Origin of the sequence: Paludibacter sp. (assembly GCF_009712605.1) — a bacterium.
Lineage (GTDB): Bacteria > Bacteroidota > Bacteroidia > Bacteroidales > Paludibacteraceae > Microbacter.
Window position 1 is genome coordinate 449,831 of the sequence record NZ_WASO01000001.1, and the last position, 20,897, is coordinate 470,727.

General features: G+C 42.2%; 15 protein-coding genes, 3 tRNA genes and 1 pseudogene. 4 read left to right on the forward strand and 15 right to left on the reverse strand.

Going from position 1 to position 20,897, the window contains the following annotated elements; all coding sequences use genetic code 11:
- Positions 1–1,887: a Mu transposase C-terminal domain-containing protein gene (locus F8N35_RS01605; protein WP_293049604.1), complete on the reverse strand. Its 1,887-nt coding sequence runs from the start codon at positions 1,885–1,887 to the stop codon at positions 1–3.
- Positions 1,884–2,555 (reverse strand): TnsA endonuclease N-terminal domain-containing protein, encoded by a 672-nt coding sequence (locus F8N35_RS01610; protein WP_293049605.1) that lies wholly within the window; start codon positions 2,553–2,555, stop codon positions 1,884–1,886. The genes F8N35_RS01605 and F8N35_RS01610 overlap by 4 nt, the downstream gene beginning before the upstream one ends.
- 114 nt (positions 2,556–2,669) lie before the next feature.
- Between F8N35_RS01610 and F8N35_RS01615 the strand changes: the two are divergent.
- A pseudogene (locus tag F8N35_RS01615) lies at positions 2,670–3,350 on the forward strand (ATP-binding protein); the annotation flags it as partial.
- Positions 3,351–3,407: 57 nt separating this feature from the next.
- On the opposite strand, the gene F8N35_RS01620 reads toward F8N35_RS01615, so the two are convergent.
- The 7 genes from F8N35_RS01620 to sulP all read right to left on the reverse strand — a co-directional run bounded on the left by F8N35_RS01620 (position 3,408) and on the right by sulP (position 11,836).
- Entirely contained in the window at positions 3,408–3,872 is a 465-nt protein-coding gene (locus F8N35_RS01620; RefSeq protein ID WP_068701281.1) for a DUF4293 domain-containing protein, read from the reverse strand.
- 19 nt (positions 3,873–3,891) lie between these two features.
- Positions 3,892–4,926: a Gfo/Idh/MocA family oxidoreductase gene (locus tag F8N35_RS01625; protein WP_293049606.1), complete on the reverse strand. Its 1,035-nt coding sequence runs from the start codon at positions 4,924–4,926 to the stop codon at positions 3,892–3,894.
- A complete protein-coding gene (locus F8N35_RS01630) occupies positions 4,926–5,501 on the reverse strand; it encodes an acyltransferase (RefSeq protein ID WP_293049607.1) in 576 nt (191 codons plus the stop codon). Before F8N35_RS01630 ends, F8N35_RS01625 begins: the two co-directional genes overlap by 1 nt.
- Before the next feature lie 38 nt (positions 5,502–5,539).
- Positions 5,540–6,676 carry a DegT/DnrJ/EryC1/StrS family aminotransferase gene (locus F8N35_RS01635; protein WP_293049608.1) on the reverse strand — a complete coding sequence of 379 codons (1,137 nt, stop codon included), beginning with the start codon at positions 6,674–6,676 and terminating at the stop codon, positions 5,540–5,542.
- Between the two features lie 20 nt (positions 6,677–6,696).
- The gene (locus F8N35_RS01640; protein ID WP_293049609.1) at positions 6,697–8,457 is read right to left on the reverse strand and encodes a hypothetical protein; all 1,761 of its coding nucleotides are present in this window, start codon (positions 8,455–8,457) and stop codon (positions 6,697–6,699) included.
- A gap of 53 nt (positions 8,458–8,510) precedes the next feature.
- Positions 8,511–10,052 (reverse strand): sugar transferase, encoded by a 1,542-nt coding sequence (locus F8N35_RS01645; RefSeq protein WP_293049610.1) that lies wholly within the window; start codon positions 10,050–10,052, stop codon positions 8,511–8,513.
- Between the two features lie 125 nt (positions 10,053–10,177).
- Complete coding sequence (gene sulP / locus F8N35_RS01650) at positions 10,178–11,836, reverse strand: sulfate permease (protein ID WP_293049611.1); 1,659 nt, start codon at positions 11,834–11,836, stop codon at positions 10,178–10,180.
- A gap of 207 nt (positions 11,837–12,043) precedes the next feature.
- Between sulP and F8N35_RS01655 the strand changes: the two genes are divergently transcribed.
- The 3 genes from F8N35_RS01655 (at position 12,044) to F8N35_RS01665 (ending at position 14,743) form a co-directional block, all read left to right on the forward strand.
- Complete coding sequence (locus F8N35_RS01655) at positions 12,044–13,294, forward strand: HAMP domain-containing sensor histidine kinase (RefSeq protein ID WP_363928358.1); 1,251 nt, start codon at positions 12,044–12,046, stop codon at positions 13,292–13,294.
- 555 nt (positions 13,295–13,849) lie between these two features.
- Positions 13,850–14,566 (forward strand): 4-hydroxy-tetrahydrodipicolinate reductase, encoded by a 717-nt coding sequence (gene dapB / locus F8N35_RS01660; protein WP_293049612.1) that lies wholly within the window; start codon positions 13,850–13,852, stop codon positions 14,564–14,566.
- Positions 14,567–14,669: 103 nt separating this feature from the next.
- A tRNA-Arg gene (locus F8N35_RS01665) sits at positions 14,670–14,743 on the forward strand.
- Positions 14,744–14,897: 154 nt separating this feature from the next.
- Here the strand turns inward: F8N35_RS01665 and F8N35_RS01670 are convergent.
- From F8N35_RS01670 to rocD, 6 genes are all read right to left on the reverse strand, one after another.
- Positions 14,898–16,337, reverse strand: a complete 1,440-nt coding sequence (locus tag F8N35_RS01670; RefSeq protein WP_293049613.1) for a hypothetical protein — start codon at positions 16,335–16,337, stop codon at positions 14,898–14,900.
- Positions 16,319–17,290: a hypothetical protein gene (locus tag F8N35_RS01675; RefSeq protein ID WP_293049614.1), complete on the reverse strand. Its 972-nt coding sequence runs from the start codon at positions 17,288–17,290 to the stop codon at positions 16,319–16,321. The genes F8N35_RS01670 and F8N35_RS01675 overlap by 19 nt, the downstream gene beginning before the upstream one ends.
- 149 nt (positions 17,291–17,439) lie before the next feature.
- Positions 17,440–17,514, reverse strand: a tRNA-Arg gene (locus F8N35_RS01680).
- A gap of 100 nt (positions 17,515–17,614) precedes the next feature.
- A tRNA-Phe gene (locus tag F8N35_RS01685) sits at positions 17,615–17,687 on the reverse strand.
- A 206-nt stretch (positions 17,688–17,893) separates the two neighbouring features.
- Positions 17,894–19,372 carry a proline--tRNA ligase gene (proS, locus tag F8N35_RS01690; RefSeq protein WP_293049615.1) on the reverse strand — a complete coding sequence of 493 codons (1,479 nt, stop codon included), beginning with the start codon at positions 19,370–19,372 and terminating at the stop codon, positions 17,894–17,896.
- A gap of 263 nt (positions 19,373–19,635) precedes the next feature.
- On the reverse strand, positions 19,636–20,877 hold the full coding sequence (gene rocD, locus F8N35_RS01695) for an ornithine--oxo-acid transaminase (protein WP_293049616.1): 1,242 nt from the start codon (positions 20,875–20,877) through the stop codon (positions 19,636–19,638).
- Positions 20,878–20,897: the final 20 nt, after the last annotated feature.

Genomic DNA, 20,897 nt, shown 5'->3' on the forward strand with positions numbered 1-20,897 from the left:
TTATAATTCATTTGAGATTTCTAAATCATCGAACGGTTTAATATCCATAAGAACCACATTGTCTATCGTTTCATTACCAGATATTTTGTTGTCGTTCAATGTGCTTACACTATTTGTCATTGCAAACTCTCGCCTGTTCAATTTTCTAAGTCGGTGAACCTTTTTTGTCTTTTCAACGGCCTGAGATTCAATTTCACGAATCTTTTTGTATCCTTCAAAAATCGCATTTTCATCGATGTGCTTTTTTCCTAATTCTGTCAAGTATCTTTCAGCTTCACGATATTCCCATATTGTTATAGGCGGGTGAGAAGTGTTCCGATAAGGAATAATAAAATATTCATGTAAATCGGGGTCTAAAAAATACACAGAGCTTATATCTCTGGGATCTCTTTTGAAAATAAATTTCCGTCGTGTTCGGGACTTTCCGCTTCCCATTTCAATAGAATTAATCCATTTTCTTAACACATCATGATAATATTGGATATGATCAATCTGGATACCGTAATCTTGTACGGTTCGTTCAACATACGGCAAGAAATCGAGTCGTAATTTCCTTTCATCGTATATTCTTTCTGGCAATCCACATCCGACTTGCATCACACTTCCAAAAATACCTTCGTTATATTTAGCCAAAGGTGTGGTTCCAATACCTTGATGGAATCGATTATGATAAATGTTCACGATAAAAGAAGTTAGCCAATTCTCAAATTCCTTTAGGGTTAGAGATGCATTTTTTTCTGAATTATAATTGTTCCTCTCTGTCGGGTTAGAAAAGGTTGTTCCTGGAAGATCGTGGACTTCCTTTAGTAACGTTCCTAACAATCTTTCTATATGACCACCCCAATTGGGCTGTTTTACAGGTCTCCATTCCAAGTTTATTCCATATTCTTCTGACGCTTTCTTCAACATATTACCACGAAATTCCTTAGCATTATCCGCATGTATTGTTTTCATCACCCCCCAGCATGGCCAATCCCCGGCAATATCATGCTTGGCAAGTAATAATTCTTTCGGTAGAATAGCATTGGCAATACACATACCAGTGCCGATAGCTCCTGGAGGATCAAATGAAATATAGAACCCAGCTACCATCCGGCTAAAGACATCAATTGCAAGCGTGATCCAAGGGCGGCCTATGGGGTGTCTGAATTTTTCATCAACAAGAATAATATCCACTTTGGTGTGATCTATTTGAACTACAGACAAAGGAAAAGAAGCCTCACTATATTTACCAGTCTTAGGATAAAACTCTAACTTTGCAGCTTTCAAGCCATACCGTTGTTTAATTTTTAATTCATCTGATAAGCAACGTATACGGTTCCGGATCGTGTTAGGATGTGGCGGCTTTAGCTTATTATTCCTGCAGTGTTCTTCAATTTCCTTGACGGTTCGTTGTATACTTTTGCGTTGTCGATTTAAATAGGTTTGTTCAATCACAGAATTAACGATTGATTCAATATCTTCATTCAGTCTACTCCTCCCACGTCCTCCATTTTTTGGGGAGGGAACTAAGGAAGATGTATTGCCTGTTTGATGATACCGTTGAATCCATCTATAAATAGTACTAACATGTATGTGATTTTCAGCAGCAAGATACTGTATCTGTGTGGAGTTTAATTCACCAGCTAAAATTGGGCGAATAATAGCATATCGTTTCTGCGCAATCTCCCAATCTTCCTCAGGTACAGATTCTATAGCAATACTGCGAGTTGATTCTGATTCTGCCTCTGTAACTGGGGAAATATCTTTAATCTCAGCTCGAACAAAGCTCCCATTTTTCTTTATGGGTTCTAACAAAAGGTTCTTCAAATCAAGAATCCGCTTAATGAAAAACACACCTCCTTGATAAAGAACTTGTTCCCCTGGAATTATTTTGAGTTTATTCATACTACCCATAGTTCAGAACGCATATTTAGTGGAGATGTCAAATCGCAACCAATCATCCCAATCGCAACCAAATGCCAGAGGCTGTAAAGCGATTCCGCTTGCATTTTTTTATCCCGTGCGGAACATAAAATTAATTCTTCCGGGCATGTGTTTTGTAGCTGGGTTAACACATCCAAAACAACGGCGCATCCATTTGCATTAACAAATTCAGAGTCTCTATAATTCAATAAGAATTTGACATTGTCAAGATAAGGAGTTCGGATTTCATGTTCAGTTAGTATCCTAAAAATCCAGCCATTGTTTTCTGCATATTGTTTTGCAGCCTTAAATTTAGGTTTGAACTCAGACCATCGTTCTTTAAGAGTAGAACGGTATTTAACTTCACAGATCATTGATTTCATGGATTTGCATTGAGGCAGATCAGTTCTGAAAGACACAAATACATCAGGGATATAAGTGTGCAATTCATCATTTATCCAATACTGGATCTCCATTGGTTGTTCACAATAATAATCAACATTAAAATCAAATTCCAGTGTCTCTATAAAATCTCTTTCCAAAGTAGATTCAAAGGCTCTATGGGTTTGATTTTTTTTACTGTAAACAAGTCCATGGAGAGAGGACGATCCTTTTCCTATTTTTCGAATGGGGGTGTTAATTTCTCGCATTTACTTTTGTTTTATTTACGGATTTTCTCGCCTAATATTGTTCATATCTCATATTCTTTTGTAAATAAAATAGGTTTTGACAATCAATATTCGCATTTACTTTGCAAATATACAGGAACGTTTCCTCAGCCCGGAGAGATATCGTTAGCACATAACGGTGTGTTGTTTCTTGATGAGCTTCCGGAGTTTAAAAGAACGGTTCTGGAGGTGATGAGACAGCCCTTGGAAGATAGAAAAATATGCATCTCCCGTGCAAAGTTCGCCATCGAATATCCGGCCAGTTTTATGCTGGTTTCTTCAATGAACCCTTGTCCTTGCGGATATCATAACCACCCGGAACGGGAATGTGTTTGTTCTCCCGGAATGGTGCAGAAATACCTTGGTCGTATCTCAGGCCCTCTGCTTGATAGAATTGATATTCACATAGAGATTGTTCCAGTTCCCTTCGATAAACTGGCAGAAGAATCAACGCCCGAATCTAGTTCTGCTATTCGTGAACGTGTGATCAATGCCCGTTTGATACAGGAAGAGCGGTTTAAGGAAAGTCAGGGTGTTTACTGTAATGCCCAAATGAGTTCAAAACAGCTGCGAACTTACGCAACACCCGATGTGGCAGGATCGGCATTGCTCAAGAACGCAATGCAAAGGCTTAACCTTTCAGCCAGGGCATACGATCGAATCTTGAAAGTGTCGCGTACAATTGCTGATCTCGGAGCCTGTGAGAAGGTAGAGGTGCAGCATATTGCTGAAGCTATCAATTATCGCAATCTTGACAGGGACGGATGGGGCGGATAAACAAAGAAGCGGATTGTCAATATAGGCAACCCGCTTCTTTGTTTGGAAAAGTATCTGTTAACGCAGACGATCAAGCGATCGTACCAGCTTCTCATCGTTTTGGATTCCCCGGATAGCCAGGAAAGTGAATACCATATTAATGGCCGGAAGCGATGCTGCTAAATGGTAGCCCCATCGTGATGGCAGGCCAAGTCTTGCGTCGGCAAACCACATGAAAGCAAGCATTGTCACGTAATAAACATCGATCAAAAGAAAATTGACGATGTTCAGTCTTATTTGAAGTTTCCGTTTTTTGTACAGAAATATGGAAGCAAATGCAACCAAAGGAATAAGAGCTGCGATTAAAGTCAACGGCCACGTATTGATGTGTAAAGCATCGATAGGAGGAGTTGCGGAAAAGCCTTTATAAGACAGGTCGAAAACATTTGCTGAAGTTGCAATGAACGACACCGGAGAAAAAACTACGATTGTCGATAAAATGGCAACAAGAAGCAAATATACAGTTTGAATACGTTGAATCATTTGATTGTTAATTATTTGATTAGCGTTGTTTTTTCCAGTTCAAATCACGCACTTTGTAAATGCGCTCTATAATTTCCACAATTTTTAGCCCTTCATGAAGGCTGGTTGTTATGGTATCGTTCCCTGTCAGCGTATCAACAACATTTCCTATAACGTAGTGATGGTTTTGCGCTGAACCTTTGTATAGGCCGTAATCGTTTGGCGGATTGCAAGGACTGAGCTGAGGCATAGTGTAATCCTTAACATGACAGTAAACCACCTCGTTCATGTATTGACCAGCTACTTTTACGGTTCCGTTTGATCCTATGATGGTAATACTGCTTTCGAAATTGTTGTCCCAAATGGCAGTCGAATAGTTGAGCACTCCCATTCCACCTCTTAAGAAATCGAAAAGAACGACGCCGCTATCTTCAAAGTCGGTAAGCAATTGATGATTGAAATCGTGAAAATTTCCCTTTATGTTGGTGATGTCTCCGAACAGCCAATACATTATGTCGATAAAATGAGAGAACTGGGTGAATAGAGTTCCTCCGTCTAATCGCGCATCACCATGCCAGTCGTCCGGACGGTAATAACGATCGTCTCTGTTCCAGAAGCAATTCAGTTGAACAAGATATATGTCTCCAAGGACTTTCTCTTCAACCATTTGTTTTAGCCACACAGAAGGAGGTGAATAACGATTTTGCATTACGCAAAACACGTCTCGGGACACTTCTTGTGATTTATTCAGAATGATTTCTGCATCGTTTCTGGTTAATGCAACCGGTTTTTCAATTACCACATGGCGATGAGTGTTCAGAGCTTTGATGGCGTAATCGGCGTGATAACCGTTAGGAGTACAGATGTTTACTACATCTATATCAAGCCCTGAATACAAAAGATCATCTATGGATGAAAAAAAAGGTTCCGGTGAATTCTTCAGTTGTAATGTTTCCTTCGGAAGAACATCGCATAGGGCGACCAGCTCGGCTCTATCGTCACGTCGGATCATTTCCGCGTGTCGTTTGCCGATATGCCCTTGTCCCACGACAGCAAACTTAATTTTTTCAGACATTATTGGTTAGTTTTAATCACGCTATTCTTTCGAAGGATATATTTTTCACCACTTTCAGAGCATAAAGCCTCTCCATTCGTATCAAAATGTAATTTATGCCCATATTCACTCACCCATCCGGTTTGACGCGCAGGATTGCCCATTACCAGCGCGTAGGGTTGAATGTCTTTGGTGATAACAGAGCCGGCTCCAATCATGGCAAATGTCCCGATCGTGATTCCGCATACCACTGTCGCGTTAGCACCAATACTTGCGCCTTTGCAGACTTTGGTCGCAAGATACTGATTTTTTCGGTTAACGGCACTACGGGGATTGATCACATTGGTAAATACAACTGAGGGTCCCAGAAAAACATCGTCTTCGCAAGTTACACCAGTATAGACCGATACGTTATTTTGCACCTTTACATTATTGCCAAGCACAACAAGGGGCGAAATTACCACATTTTGTCCAATATTACAATTACTTCCGACGATGGCACCAGACATTATGTGCGAAAAGTGCCATATTTTTGTTCCATTGCCGATCTGGCAACCTTCATCTATTATAGCTGTTTCATGTGCAAAATAACTCATTGGTCTTGGTTTTAGTTATCAAATTCTCCGGTGATTTTTTATGTTCTGTTTGCAGACAGACCCTCTTTTACCATCTTTGTAATGAATGTGAGTTGTTTTTCGTCCAGTTCTGTATGCATCGGGAGAGAAAGAACGCATGATGAAAGCATTTCCGTCACAGGGCAATTCCCCGCCTTGCAAAATTCGTTTTTGTAGGCTTTTTGCAAATGAAGAGGTACCGGATAATATATCATTGAAGGAATACCTGCGTTGTTCAACCATTTTTGAAGCGCATCCCGGTTAATCTCATTGAGAATAAGCGTGTACTGGTGAAAGACGTGTGTGGAAGATGGATTTCTTTGGGGGATTGTCACCCCGTCGCACATCTTTAATTCACGATCATAAAAATCAGCAGCGGCTTGTCGCGCAGCATTATATTCGTCAAGATGCTTGAGCTTTACCTCAAGAACCGCTGCCTGAATACTATCAAGGCGTGAATTGACTCCTACCCGGTCGTGGTAATAACGGACTGTCATGCCATGGTTGGCAATTGATCTGATTTTTGCAGCTAACTCGTCGTTGTTTGTAAAAATAGCTCCTCCATCACCAAAACAACCCAAATTCTTTGACGGGAAGAAAGAGGTGCAACCCACATCACCCATACATCCGGAACTCATTTTGCGTCCGTCTGAAAATGTATATGCCGATCCTATTGATTGACACGCATCTTCGATGATGAAAAGATTAAATTCCTGTGCGATAGCCAGAATCGCTTCCATATTTGCATTTTGCCCGAAAAGATGTACCGGAACAATAGCTTTCGTTTTTGGAGTAATCGCTTGTTTTATGGCCTCGACGGATATACAAAAATCAGTATCTACATCTACAAAAACTGGAGTAAGCCCCAATAATGCAGCCACCTCAGCGGTTGCTACAAAAGTAAACGAAGGAACGATAACTTCATCGCCGGGCTTGAGTCCGAGAGCCATCATTGAAATCTGCAACGCGTCGGTGCCGTTTCCTACCGGAATCACATGTTTGACTCCCAGATAAGCTTCCAGTTGTCGCTGAAAATCATTTACCTTACCACTTTTTATAAATACAGAAGAGTCTATTACCTCCTGAATTCCATGGTTCACCTCCGTTTTGATCTTTTCATATTGACCTTTAAGGTCAACCATCTGAATGGTATTCATATTCATTTGATTAAATTATCTTACAGGCCAACTCTTAATCCCAGCGTGAAGGTGAGGTTTTTGCCCTGTAGATATTCAGGTGTATACATGGAGAGATAACCTGCTGCGTTCGATCTGTATTCTCCGTATGTTTTGGCTCCCGTTGCATTGTGCCCTTCTATGTTACTCGAATCGACGTTGAACAGAAGAAATAAATTATTTATCACTTCGTAATTAGCACTGAATGAGATTGTTTTGTTCGTCCACACTTTGTCTTTCATGAACGGCTGGGATATTATTTTCAATATGTCCTTGTGGATGTAATCGTACTCGTTGCCATGACTGGCCGTTAAAAATGACCCTTGCAAAAATAGTCCCCGGGCAGGACGGCATGTAAGCGCCAGATACATTTCCTGTGAGTTGTCCCATAGATAACTTCCAAGAGTGTATCCGCCAGATGTGTAGTCGATTGCCGGGATAAAGTGTTTGTAAGTGCAAATGTTATTGCGTGTCCATTCGGCGATTAATGACCAGTCTTTAAAGGGGTAGTTACTCAAACGACCACCCAGTTTCCATGAAATCGGATTAGATTCCGGGTTAGAGGCTTTTAGTCGCTTAACGGAAAATTCATCGATATACATTGACAAGAACAGGTGTAGGTGATTGATGTTGCGCGAACTGATATTCAGAAACATCTGAGAGTTTTGGTTCTCTGAACCCATTGTCAACGTGTGATCTATCGATTTGTAAAAAGCCAAAGGAAGCAGATAAGCCAGCTGTATGTTCCGTTCTGCATAAATGATTGAATTCCCGAACGAGATGTTTAGTCCTGTCATAGGCTTAAATGTTAGCATGTTGGCTGCTATGTATTTACTCCTGTAACGATAGGATTTTTCGCCTGTATTTTGGACGTAGTAGTCGGTAGAGTCAATTACATTGGAAGTGAGCCATCCGTGGAAGAAGTTCAGCTCTACCCATTTGAAAGGATAAAGATTTAATGCCAGAAAGGGGAAAGAAGGTGTGTTTCCGGACAAAATATTCGATCCGTGATAATTGTCGCCCCACTGGATGTGATCTTTGGCATAGCCAATATTTCCCCAGTCCCAGGAGTAATACACTCCCGCACGCATTTCACTAAAATCACCTCCTGCATTGGTTCCGTTTGCTACCTTATATGCAGCACCGGGAGCCTGGGTAAGGTAGGAAGGCAACCTCATCAATGTGTCTTTGGCAGTGTACGGACTTTTCATTTGGGCATATTTCTCTCCTTTTGAAAGCAATTCTCCACTTTGAGAGTTATCCCGCAAGCTGGCATACAACGTGAAATGCTTTCCCAATTGGGTCATCAGTTCTGCACCAACAGTCCGTTGCGATATCGACCCGTTTTTATTTTTCAGAATTTCTCCTCCCAAAATAGGAGTCATTCTTATCCACATATCGCCGGAACGATAAAATACGCCGGGGTGCCACAACGATACTTTCGTGGAAGGCTCGTCAACTACGTCAAAGCGGGTGAAGGGGAGTTTCCCTGTTTCAAGAGCGAAGTCGTTCAGATAAAAAGAAACATCAGCTCGTTGGCGCTTTGAGAGCAGAGAGTCCAGAGCAGAAGCCTCTTGCAGTTTTGACGCGATAAACGTGCGGCTATAGGGTTTAATCGCAGAATTGATCTGGATGATGCCGTCGTTGGCCAACTCGTCAAGAAGATCATAAAGGGAGGAATACGACTGGTGTTGAGGAATGTTTTGAGCTGATATTCCAGCAGCGAACAATGCCATGATTAAGAGGATCAGTTGTCTTTTCATCGAGAATAATTTAAAGTTAAACATTCAGGAACTGCTCAAAATCAACTTCGTAGTTATTTGCTACGTACTTTTTTGAAAAGAATGTTGAAAAGAATAGTTGCAAGGTAATGCAAATCAGTTAAAAACAGACCGTGTTTTTCACAAGCATCCAAATATTTTTTCTCGGAAGCTTGTATTTCCTCTAATGATTTTGGCATATCGGCATAAAATGGGGGCAGTAACCCCGGCTTGTGGCGAACTCGTTGTTGTTGTAATTCTTCAGAATACAACGAAAAATATTGTTTGCTTAAAGGACGGACTCCAACCAGCTTCATATTCCCTTTGAGAAGGTTGGCCAGCATCGGCAATTCATCCAGCCAGTATCGTCTCAAAAACCGGCCTAATGTAGTTATTCTGAAATCGTGCTGGAATTTCCCTCCTTCACTCAGATTATTCTTGTTGTATAAGTATCCTTGCAGATAAGAAGAATAAGGGTACATGGTCCTTATTTTGTACACTTTAAACAGCTCATTGCCTTTTCCAACCCGTTCCAGTGCCAGCAAAAAACTATAATGTGCCGACTCAATTCGTAATGGTTCTTTCGTTTTTCTTGCAATAAAATATGAGAGACCTCCTATTTGAATTTCGTGGGCTATCTCAAAACCGGAAAAATAAGCTCTTCCAAATACTTCGGCTTTTGATAATGCCCTGCCTTTTCCTGCTGTAATCCAGAAATATAATTCGCGGGTAAGGTTTAGTTTTGGTAATACTCTGAAAATGATAAAATCACGTAAATATATTGTTTCGCGGAATAGTTTGTTTTTGCCGCCCAAAATCCTTCTTTTACGCTGTTGTAGCGCTTCAAAGCAACCGACAAACATGCCTCCGTATGGCAGTCGTTCGTTGATGGTTGCGAAAAATATATTTATTTCTCGTATGTCGTTGACCTGGTGTAAATTGATTATGGTAGAATAGCGGGTTTTGGATACTTTTTCGATATTGAAGCGTTCTATCGTATTGATCAGTAAGGTTGATGATAAAAATAATCCGGCATTATCCTGTAGAAAGTTCAGGAGTTCCTTTCCTTGATGCTTTATGATGTAGCTGGTCATGAAGTCTTTGACTTCATCATTTACAAAATGATCCTCCTTGTTGAGTGTGGTTTCATAATGGACTGTTTTCGAGTCTAGAAGTAATTCCGTCGGTACTTCAGCTTCGTGAAAACCAAAATAGACCGAAATGAGGATAGTTTCGACAACGAAAAGCAAAGTCGAAAATGATATAAACGCAATCTTTGAGTAATTATTAAACTCTGGGAAAATTATAAGTAAGATGAGGCCCGCAGCAAGAGCGGAGATGTCGGCCTTCAAACAACTTTTTGCAACGTGTTTTAGTTTGCGTTTGCGGAAGTTTAGGTATTTCTTAAAAGAGATGCCAAAGAAGAGCCATCCGAACAGGAATATGAAAAAAGGAAGCGTGTATTTTTCAATCGGATTTTGGCTGGTAAATGGAAGCAAGCCGACTGTGAAATAAAAAAGACAAACAGCAACAATAACATTAATAATCATGTAGATTACCAATGGATTGCTGTGGTGTTTTTTTATCATAGATTTCATATTGTACTTGTTTCTTCCCGCTTAAGAACGCATGAAAATGGCATTTAGAGAAGCCAACTCAAAAGTTATTATGTGGTTCATGATATTGAGAGGTAACAAACTCTTTCATTTTGCTAATATATCACTTATTTTCCGGAAGCAACCTTCAACGCATCATAAATGTTTGAACAAATATTTTCATCTCCGATTTCATTTGCAATGCCGGCTCTTTTCAACGAATTGTGAACTTGCTCGTTAACTCCAGAAAGGATTATTTTGATTTTATGATGGCGAGATAAACGAATAAAACTGTCGAGGTTATGCAAGCCGGTGGAGTCAATAAACGGCACCTTGCGCATTCTGATGATACGCGCCTTAGGCATTTCGGCTACCTGCGACACTACTTCGTCAAATTTATTGGCAATTCCGAAAAAGAACGGTCCGTTAATTTCATACACCTCTACACCAGCCGGAATATCCAGTTTTTCGTCACTGGCTGTTGATTCCTGATAAACGGCAGCGGATACATCGTCAGTGAACACCGTAATGTGAGAAGTTTCAGTCAGGCGTTTAATGAGTAACAACATAGCCAACAACAAGCCAATGGTAATGGCGATGGTAAGGTCGAAAATGACTGTTAAACTGAAAGTTACCAGTAATACAGATACGTCAGATTTTGAGTTTTTGAGTAATGAGCGAAAGGTTCTCCATTCACTCATGTTGTATGAAACTACAATTAACACTCCGGCCAGACACGACATGGGAATGTGTTGAGCCAAAGGCGATAAAAACAATAAAATCAACAAAAGAACAATCGCATGTATGATTCCAGCTACCGGGGTGCGACCTCCGTTGTTTATGTTGGTCATTGTGCGGGCAATGGCTCCGGTGGCGGGTATTCCTCCGAATAATGGTGTAACTAAATTGGCAATTCCTTGCCCGATCAGTTCGGTGTTCGAGTCGTGTTTGTCGCCAATAACGCCATCGGCAACCATGGCAGACAGTAGGGACTCAATGGCTCCCAGCATGGCGATGGTGAAAGCCGGAGGTAAAAGGTGCTGTATGGTGGCAAAATCGAAATGAAGCCCTACCGGCTGCGGCATACTCGCCTGTATGGTGAACCTGTCACCTATTGTTTCAATGCCCAGATTATAACCCAGATGACGAATTAGCCATGCAACGAAGGTCACCAAAACGATGGCGATCAGAGTGCCCGGTATTTTTTTTGTGATTTTGGTGAAAGAAACAATGATTAAAATCGTGATTGCACAGGTTAGGACAGACCAAATGCCAATTCCGGAAAAGTGCTCGAAATAGACAATCCATTTGTCTATAAAACTTGCCGGAACTTTATCAAGCTGCATTCCGGTAGCATCTTTTACCTGTGTGGTGAAGATAGTCAGTGCGATACCGCTGGTGAATCCGACAATGACAGGAAAAGGAATAAACTTGATGACATTCCCGAGTTTAAGTACCCCCATTGTTATGAGCATGACACCTGCCATTACGGTGGCAATGGCAAGACCGGTAATGCCGTATTGCTGTATGATGCCGTAAACAATGACAATAAATGCACCGGTAGGGCCGCCAATTTGAACTTTGCTGCCTCCGAAGAAGGAGATGATGAAGCCGGCAATAATAGCAGTAATTAAGCCTTTTTCGGGAGAAACACCCGATGCGATACCAAACGCGATAGCTAACGGAAGGGCAACAATGCCAACGATGACGCCAGCCATTAAATCTTTGTAGAACTGAGCCTGATTATAGTTCTTCAGAGTTCCAAAAAGTTTGGGAGAAAAGACCATATTGTAGGTAAAGAATTTTCTTGCAAAATTAAGCTAAAATATGCAGGGATGAAACCAAAATAAAAGCCTCTTTGGTTCTATTAGTAAAAAAAATACTTTCAATTGTTTTTACGCACAACAAAGTTAGCCTTTTCATGTTTAAATCATGGCAAACGAACCAAACGGACTCTGAAAACAGAAAAGGAAATTCATAAAAATTATCTATTTTTGTCATCTCGTTTCTTCTTGGCTGAAATGCAACAGGTAAAGAAGTTGCGGCATGTACATCTCTTTTATGTGAAGCTTGCATTGTGCTTTCTGCCTATGTTTAATACTACCCACAGAACGAATTTCAGATTGGCATTTATAGCCGTTGCATCTGCTATTGCCTTGATCTCCCTCTTTTTTACCAATAAACTGGTGAGTCAGCTTGCCAATGAAGAGCGTAATAAAGTTGCTGTGTGGGCAGAAGCGACACGTTTGGCGGCAAGTGCCGATTATCAGTCGGATCTTACGTTGGTGATGCGTGTGTTGGAAAGCAATACCACTATCCCGGTAGTTATTGTTGATGGGAACGACAATTACATCACTTCCCGTAACATAACAGAGCCGAGTAAAAATCTGGACGAATTTCGTCATTCTTATATTGCTCGCTTTAAGAAAAAGCATCCTCCGATTGAAATTTCAATATCGCCGACGATTCGCCAATACATTTATTATGATGATTCGATCCTGATAAAAGAGTTGGCCTATTTTCCTTACATTCAGTTAGGGGTGATTGCTCTTTTTATTCTGCTGTCGTTTCTGGCATTTGCCGGAACAAAACGAGCTGAACAAAATCAGGTTTGGGTAGGGCTCTCAAAAGAGACGGCGCATCAGTTGGGTACTCCTATTTCTTCATTGATGGCCTGGGCAGAGTTGCTGAAAGATCGTTATCCGCAAGATACTCTTCTGCCGGAAATGGAAAACGACATCATGCGGCTGAAAACCATTGCCGAGCGTTTTTCAAAAATAGGTTCAAAAACAGAACTTATTCCAATCCCATTAAATGACGCTTTGGGGGATGCGATTGCTTACATGCGCAAGCGTATTTCCAGTAAAGTAACCATTGACGTTATTAATACCACCAAAGAAAATTCGGAGGTGTCTCTTAACCTTCCCTTGTTTGAATGGGTAATCGAAAATTTGTGTAAAAATGCTATTGACGCCATGGATGGAAGCGGATCAATAACCATTACAATGAGTGAGCAGGCAAAATATTATGTTGTTGATGTACAAGACACCGGCAAAGGAATGCCGAAATCGATGTATAAAACGGTTTTTCATCCCGGATTTACTACCAAAAAACGCGGTTGGGGATTGGGATTGTCGCTTGCAAAAAGAATAGTGGAAGAATACCACGAAGGTCGTATCTTTGTAAAACAATCGGAGGTGGGCAAAGGAACAACATTCCGGATTCTACTCCGAAAGTTTAACTGATAAATTCAATTTTCCACAAGCTTGTGATTGCTTGTTAATAAGGTGTTTGTGGAGGTATGAATTCTAATTGCTGGCGAAATATAACATGATGGCTTTTGAGTGGAAGTTAAGTCTTATGACTTCTTTTACTTTTTGTCCCCGTCGCTTCGGCCGGGATGTTCCACTTGACACAAAAAGGAAACACAAAAAGTCAAGGCTATGCCCGCTTCACTTGTTTTTTAGCTTACGCTGGCCATTGGTTGGTTCACAGGACAAGGCCGCTCCAATCTGCATGGGCAAGATACGTAAGAATAGAGAAAGATTATTTTTATAATCTATTGAGAAGCCAGGCCCGAAGGGTAAACGAAGAATACCAAACCGACGAAAAGCTGTTTGAGTGAGTAGGCCAGCTACAAAAACTTGTTAGTGAGAATATGTTTTGTGGCCGAGCGAACGAGTTCTTTTCGTCACTGTTTTTGCTTACTTTTTGCGCCAAAAAGTAAGGCCTGCCGCAGGCAAAGAACAAATTAATCAACGCGAATTATAATTCTATACGAAAAAATAAATTATTTACATATGAGAATAGCATTAATCGGATACGGTAAGATGGGGCATGAGATTGAACAAATTGCCCTGAACAGAGGTCATGAAATTGTGTCAATCATTGATATGGACAATACAGGAGAATTCGACTCGGAGGCATTTCGCAGTGCCGATGTTGCAATTGAGTTTACCCGACCTGAAGTGGCCATGAGCAATCTTTCCCGTTGTTTTGACGCACAGGTGCCTGTGGTGTGTGGTACAACAGGGTGGACAGCACATCTGGAAGAAGTGAAGAAAGAGATGGCTTATAAAAACGCCACACTCTTCTGGGCTTCCAACTTTAGTCTCGGAGTTAATATATTTGCTGCAGTAAACCGTTATCTGGCCAAAATCATGAATAGTTACCCTGACTATAATGTAAGCATGGTAGAGGTGCATCATACCCAAAAACTGGATGCTCCCAGCGGGACGGCCATTACCCTTGCCGAAGGTATTCTGGACGAACTCGACCGCAAAAGCAAATGGGTGAAGGAAGTAGAAGGTTGTTCTGAAGATCTGGCTATCGTATCCAAGAGAGAAGGGGCAGTGCCGGGCATTCATGAAATCATCTACGAATCGGAAATGGACGTCATTAGCATTAAACATGATGCCAAAACACGCCGTGGATTTGCTCTTGGAGCTGTTCTTGCGGCTGAATTTACAGCCGGAAAGAAGGGCTTTATTACCATGAGTGACCTCTTGCCGTTCTGATAATTAATTGATTTTCATTAGACAGCAATTTATTTGAAAAAATAATAGGTAAAAAGCTTGCGCATTCCAAAAAGTTGACCTACCTTTGCACACGCAAAAGCAAGGCTCCGTAGCTCAACTGAATAGAGCATCTGACTACGGATCAGAAGGTTACAGGTTTGAATCCTGTCGGAGTCACAAGCTTTAAGCCAATTTCTTAGTAAATAGGGAATTGGCTTTTTTTTATGTCTGAAAAATCCCGGATTACTAATAAAAATGGCTCACCTACAAAAGTTGAGGGGGATGCCAGATTTTCTATCTTGCGAATAATCTTCCGTTAGAAAATATCAATCTACTTAGACAATTTGGGATTGTACACATTAAATTCAAAATTACTTTTACCCAGCAAACCTTCTTCGGTAACTCCTTCAATATTGCCGACAAAACGGGTATTGATATCGGAGCAGAAGAACTCCAGAGTAGCTTCCCCCTTTTCATTAGTTACTATCATAGGTTCCCAAAGCAAAGTGTTGCGAAAATCTGGCAATGGATCGTTGAGTGAATCCGAGTTGTCATATTTAGGTTCATAAAACTCTCGATGGGCATAATAGGCTTTAATACGGGAAAGGTTGTTCATTGTCAATAGCTCTTCCTCAGTAAATTTTGGATAAGAATATGTGATCTGAGATTCTGATGAAAAGGTATAAGGGCCAGATCCACTCCCATTAAGCCACTTAAATCCTTCATAACGTTTGTAGGATTTTCCATCAATAGGTTTGGTGTTTTTTTTATCGTTTTCGTGAATTGGACAATTTAAGTAACCGGAAACACAAACATAATCCATACAATAATCCGATTTTGCAATACTATCCAGATGTCCCAAATATTTATCCCTGAACGTTGAGATACCTGTTCCTTTGACCGTAACCTCTGCTAGTTTAACGGTTCCATGCCCTTCCACAACGAGATCGCCCGTATTCTCTATTTTCTTTGATAATACAGCAGGAAAGGGATAATTGATCTCTTTTGTTTTTGTGATTTCATTTATCTTCCCGAAAGGTTCGGCGATGCTAATGCGGGGCATGAACTCTTCCCGAGCCATAGGTTTGAGGTAAACATATCCTCCCTGCCACACTTGTAAATGCTCCGGGGTAACGGTGAACCGACCTGCCGAATCGGGTACAATAAAGTCTTTGTTGTTATTACTACCGGGATTGAAGGCCATGACAAACTGCTGTATTCCCTTGCTCTTTTTTAGTTGCCGGGTGACATGCGCTTCTCCTGTAATTCCATCGAAAATAATGGGTCGGTTTTTATTGCTGTTTTCCCGTAAGGCTGTCTCACTCCATACGTACCGCCGCCACCCCTGGGTGAGTAGGAGTAAGTCGAGGGCTTCATCACGATCGTTGTTTTTTTCGTCGAAATAATAGGCCGGGTCGTAGATTTTTCCTCTCAGTTGCGAGGTAAGAAAACAATGAGACAAGATATTGACCGGGTCATTGGTATTTCGGTAGAGTTTATCATACACATTTATCCCGAGATTGGCTACTACCGGCTGTCCCTGATCGTCGGTTACTTTTATCTTCAATTGAACTTTACCCCGTGTTTCATACCTGTCTTTATCTGGGAGGGCTTCGATATGAAGTTTCTTTTCCGGATGTATATACACCAGCCGTTCAGCTACTGGCAGCAGTCTGTCGGTAAAGAGTGTGAACTCTGCGATGCCCTGACAGGGGAACTCCTTCAGGGGTATCTTTATCTTCAGTACCCGGTTCAGAGTGGCCTTTGCCATGCAGTAAACCACCCCCCCCTTACCTGCGCCCGTAGGCAGATGGAGCGTTGGGGTAGTGACGGACTTTGCAAGACAAGAAACTCAAGGTAATCTTTCTTTCTCCCTGTCAATTGAAGGGTGATGCCTTCCGGCATGACTTTTGGCAGATAGATCACAGTGTCGGGATCGGAAAGACGGATGCTATATTGCTTGCCTGCCTCTGGGGTAAAGACCAGACTGCCCATGCCGGCATGAGTGCTTTTGAATTTAACCAAAGGCACTGCGTCTTCCAACAGGGTTCCCGCTGCATCGACGGACAGCCCTTTAACGTTTATCGCTTTGAAAGCCAGCTTGCCCGGTATGCCGGACACTAAATGGCCTCCTTCGGGAAAAGTGGTAAATTGGATGGGGTATTTTGTCTCGGTTTGTGACTTAGCGGCAAGGTCGATCAATGCTTGGGGTTTGACCTGTTTTTTGATCTCTACTCTGCGCACGGCTTTCATTTCTTCACCGTTGGCAAGGAAGGAGTATTGGGAGAATCCCTCTAACAGGTAATTTCCCTCAGGGAGAGAATCGGGAAGAAACACATGTCCTTGGGAAAAACCATTCTCAACGGGGTACTTCTCCTGCCAAACAATCTTCCAGGTGTCTTCATGGATCAATTGCAGGTAGAGGGTTTTGCTCAAAAGAGATGGGGTAAAATACTGTGCATCGAGCAGGTATGCTTTAAACCACAAATCTTCACATGTTTCGTAAATACCTTTGCTTGGCTGAATGTAAATCAATTCCGGCGCATTGTTTTTGACAAGGCTTTGCAACTGTTCCGCCAGCTTATCTCCAAACGGACAAACGGCCTGAGAAAAGACAGAAAAGATGTCTATGATAAGAAAACCGACTAATAAGGGCCATTTACCATGCCGGCTTATTGCCGAACCTGTTTTTAACGCAAATGTAATGTTTCTTTTGATGTTCATTGGGAATTATATTTGAAATGACTCCCAAAAATACACCATGTTTTTGAGATACGTAATGGTATTTGAGGATGTTTTGTGATTTAAACGCTCACTTCAATCTGTTTAATGATAACGTAATAAGATAAAGTGATATTTTTTGAAAGTGAAGGTGGTAGTCCCGCCGGGAATCGAACCCGGATTTAAAGTTTAGGAAACTTTCGTTCTATCCATTGAACTACAGGACCGCTGATTGGGCGAACAAAAATACTATTATTCTGTAATAATTTCAAGTATTCTTTTATGTAAAAAGCGCAAACGTCATTTTGACCTTTGCGCTTTTTTTTGTGGTGCCACCAGGAATCGAACCGGGGACACAAGGATTTTCAGTCCTTTGCTCTACCAACTGAGCTATGGCACCATCGTTGTTTTGCGGATGCAAAGGTAGGTAAAATAATTGAACGTCCCAAATTATTTTTCAACTTTTTTCTTCTCTGTTGACGGACAGAGATTTGCAAAAAGTTGATTGTAGATATTTCTTTGAGAAGTGAGGTTTTAAGAGATGGTGAAGTTGTAACTGTTGGTTGAAACTTCACCATCTCATTATCTCATATACTCGCCAGCTGTTTAATATGCTCTGGCAAATACTACACGTTGTGCCGAAGGTTTGCCTGTTACCATGCAGACGCCCGGCGTTTTGTCGCCTTCGAGCGGAATGCAGCGGATGGTTGCTTTGGTATCGGCTTTGATCTTTTCTTCGGTTTCGGTGGTGCCATCCCAGTGACACAGGAGCAAGCCTCCTTTTTCGATCTCTACCTTAAATTCGTCGTAACTGTTTACTTCGCGGGTTACCGATGTGCGGTAATCGAAAGCTTTAGTATAAATGTTTTCCTGAATGGTGTCGAGCAAGTCTTTGATGTATTGTTCAACGTTTTCGACCGAACGGGTCTCTTTTGTCAACGTGTCGCGACGAGCTACTTCGATGGTGCCGTTTTCGAGGTCGCGAGCGCCTAATGCGAGGCGTACGGGAACTCCCTTCAATTCGTATTCGGCAAACTTCCATCCCGGTTTCTTGGCGTCGTTGTTGTCGTATTTCACGCTTACGCCCAGAGCTCTTAGTTTAGCGGTGATTTCGGCAACCTTTTCGTCGATCTTAGCCAGCTGTTCGTCGTTCTTGTAAATTGGAACGATGACAACCTGATAAGGAGCGAGTTTCGGAGGCAATACTAAGCCGTTGTCGTCGGAGTGACACATGATGAGCGCTCCCATAAGACGGGTAGAAACACCCCATGAGGTTGCCCATACGTAATCGCGTGTGCCTTCTTTCGAAGCGAAAGTTACGTCGAATGCTTTCGCGAAGTTTTGACCCAGGAAGTGCGATGTTCCGGCCTGTAAAGCTTTACCATCCTGCATTAAGGCTTCGATACAGAAAGTTTCAACAGCACCGGCAAAACGTTCGTTAGCCGATTTGATGCCTTTTACCACCGGCATAGCCATGAATTGTTCGGCAAATGTGGCGTATACATCCAGCATCTGGCGGGTTTCTTTCAAAGCTTCGGCTTCGGTAGCGTGGGCGGTGTGACCTTCCTGCCAGAGGAATTCTGCTGTACGCAGGAACAGGCGGGTACGCATTTCCCAGCGAACCACGTTGGCCCATTGATTGATGAGGATAGGCAGGTCTCGGTACGATTGAATCCAGTTTTTATAGGTATTCCAGATGATGGTTTCGGAGGTTGGGCGAACAATCAGTTCTTCTTCCAGTTTAGCGGCAGGATCAACTACCACGCCTTTGCCATCGGGGCTGTTTTTGAGGCGATAGTGAGTTACCACGGCGCATTCTTTGGCAAAACCTTCCACGTGGTCGGCTTCTTTGCTCAAAAATGATTTCGGAATAAACAGAGGGAAATAAGCGTTTTGGTGACCGGTTTCCTTGAACATGCGGTCGAGTTCGGCCTGCATCTTTTCCCAGATGGCATAGCCGTAAGGTTTGATGACCATGCAACCGCGAACAGCCGAGCTTTCGGCCAGGTCGGCTTTAATTACCAAATCCTGATACCATTGCGAATAATCAACGCTTCGGGAGGTGAGTTCTTTTAATTCTGCCATGTTGTTAGATTAAAGAACAAAGAATAAAAAACAAAGACAAAACAGTCAGTTGTCAATTATTTCGTTGCTCTAATTTATGTGTTTGGATTGAAAATCAGCTAAGCAAGTCGTGTGACTTGTCGTTTTTTTGCGACTGCAAAGATACGATTTTCTTGGTAGGTGATAAAATCAAAATGCACTGAGCTAAGAGCGCGCGAAATCGTTCTTAGTCAGTGTTGATATTGAGGAATGTCAGTCCGGTAATCCTGCGTGTTAGTGAAAAATTATTGTTCAAATTCTGCAATCGTTGTCTCAATGATCGCAATGCATTCCAGCAATTGACTTTCGGTTATTACTAACGGGGGAGCAAACCGGATAATGTTGGTGTGGGTCGGTTTGGCTAGAAGTCCGCGCTCTTTTAACCGGAGGCAAATTTCCCAGGCAAGATTTTTGGTTTGATCGTTGTTGATAATTAAGGCGTTTAGTAATCCTTTGCCGCGTACAAAAGAGGCTACGTGAGATTTTTGGCAAAGCTTTTGCATCGCGTCGCGGAACAACACCCCCAACCGGGCCGCATTTTCGGTCAGCTTCTCCTCTTCAATTACCTGAAGTGCGGCAATGGCTACGGCGTCTGCAATCGGGTTGCCGCCAAAAGTTGAACCGTGCTGGCCGGGTTTGAATACATCCATGATCTCGGAAGAAGAGAGTACGGCCGAAACCGGATAAACGCCTCCCGACAGTGCTTTGCCGAGAATCAGGATGTCAGGATGAACATTTTCGTAGTCGCAGGCAAGCAGTTTGCCGGTACGTCCGATGCCTGTTTGCACCTCGTCGGCGATAAAAAGGATGTTGTTTTTTCTGCAAAGCTCATAGCAACTACGCAGATAGCCGTCGTCGGGAACATAAGCGCCGGCCTCGCCCTGAATCGGTTCCACCAGAAAGCCTACAATATTTTGATTCTCTGCAATAGTTTTCTCCAACGCGGGAACATCGTTGTATGGAATGACTATAAAACCGGGAGTATAGGGCCCGTAGTTAGTGTAAGCATCCGGATCGACCGAAAAAGAAATAATGGTGGTGGTGCGTCCGTGAAAATTATTCTCGCAAACGATGATTTTTGCCTGATTGGAGGGAATGCCCATCTTCTCGTAGGCGTATTTCCGGCAAAGCTTCAGCGCTGTTTCCACCGCTTCGGCGCCGGTATTCATCGGCAGCACTTTCTCATAACCGAAATAACGGGTCACAAACTCTTCGTATTCACCCAGCTTGCTGTTGTAAAATGCCCGTGAAGTAAGGGTGAGTTTTTGAGCTTGTCCGATAAGTGTGTCGATGATTTTCGGGTGGCAATGTCCCTGATTGACGGCGGAGTAGGCGGAAAGAAAATCGTAATATCGGTTTCCTTCAACGTCATAGACAAAAACGCCTTCGCCACGTTCGAGAACGACCGGAAGCGGGTGGTAGTTATGAGCTCCGAATTTGTCTTCGAGAGCCATCAGGTCGGCTGAAGTGAGTTTTGAGGTATTCATATTGTCGTCTCTGTTTTGTC

Bases quoted from the DNA above. Each gene is read 5' to 3' on its own strand.
- F8N35_RS01630 (WP_293049607.1), bottom strand. From the start codon at position 5,501: ATGAGTTATTTTGCACATGAAACAGCTATAATAGATGAAGGTTGCCAG.
- F8N35_RS01640 (WP_293049609.1), bottom strand. From the start codon at position 8,457: ATGAAAAGACAACTGATCCTCTTAATCATGGCATTGTTCGCTGCTGGA.
- dapB (WP_293049612.1), top strand. From the start codon at position 13,850: ATGAGAATAGCATTAATCGGATACGGTAAGATGGGGCATGAGATTGAA.
- F8N35_RS01670 (WP_293049613.1), bottom strand. From the start codon at position 16,337: ATGGCAAAGGCCACTCTGAACCGGGTACTGAAGATAAAGATACCCCTG.
- F8N35_RS01625 (WP_293049606.1), bottom strand. From the start codon at position 4,926: ATGTCTGAAAAAATTAAGTTTGCTGTCGTGGGACAAGGGCATATCGGC.
- rocD (WP_293049616.1), bottom strand. From the start codon at position 20,877: ATGAATACCTCAAAACTCACTTCAGCCGACCTGATGGCTCTCGAAGAC.
- F8N35_RS01605 (WP_293049604.1), bottom strand. From the start codon at position 1,887: ATGAATAAACTCAAAATAATTCCAGGGGAACAAGTTCTTTATCAAGGA.
- proS (WP_293049615.1), bottom strand. From the start codon at position 19,372: ATGGCAGAATTAAAAGAACTCACCTCCCGAAGCGTTGATTATTCGCAA.
- F8N35_RS01675 (WP_293049614.1), bottom strand. From the start codon at position 17,290: ATGAACATCAAAAGAAACATTACATTTGCGTTAAAAACAGGTTCGGCA.
- F8N35_RS01610 (WP_293049605.1), bottom strand. From the start codon at position 2,555: ATGCGAGAAATTAACACCCCCATTCGAAAAATAGGAAAAGGATCGTCC.
- sulP (WP_293049611.1), bottom strand. From the start codon at position 11,836: ATGGTCTTTTCTCCCAAACTTTTTGGAACTCTGAAGAACTATAATCAG.
- F8N35_RS01635 (WP_293049608.1), bottom strand. From the start codon at position 6,676: ATGAATACCATTCAGATGGTTGACCTTAAAGGTCAATATGAAAAGATC.
- F8N35_RS01645 (WP_293049610.1), bottom strand. From the start codon at position 10,052: ATGAAATCTATGATAAAAAAACACCACAGCAATCCATTGGTAATCTAC.
- F8N35_RS01620 (WP_068701281.1), bottom strand. From the start codon at position 3,872: ATGATTCAACGTATTCAAACTGTATATTTGCTTCTTGTTGCCATTTTA.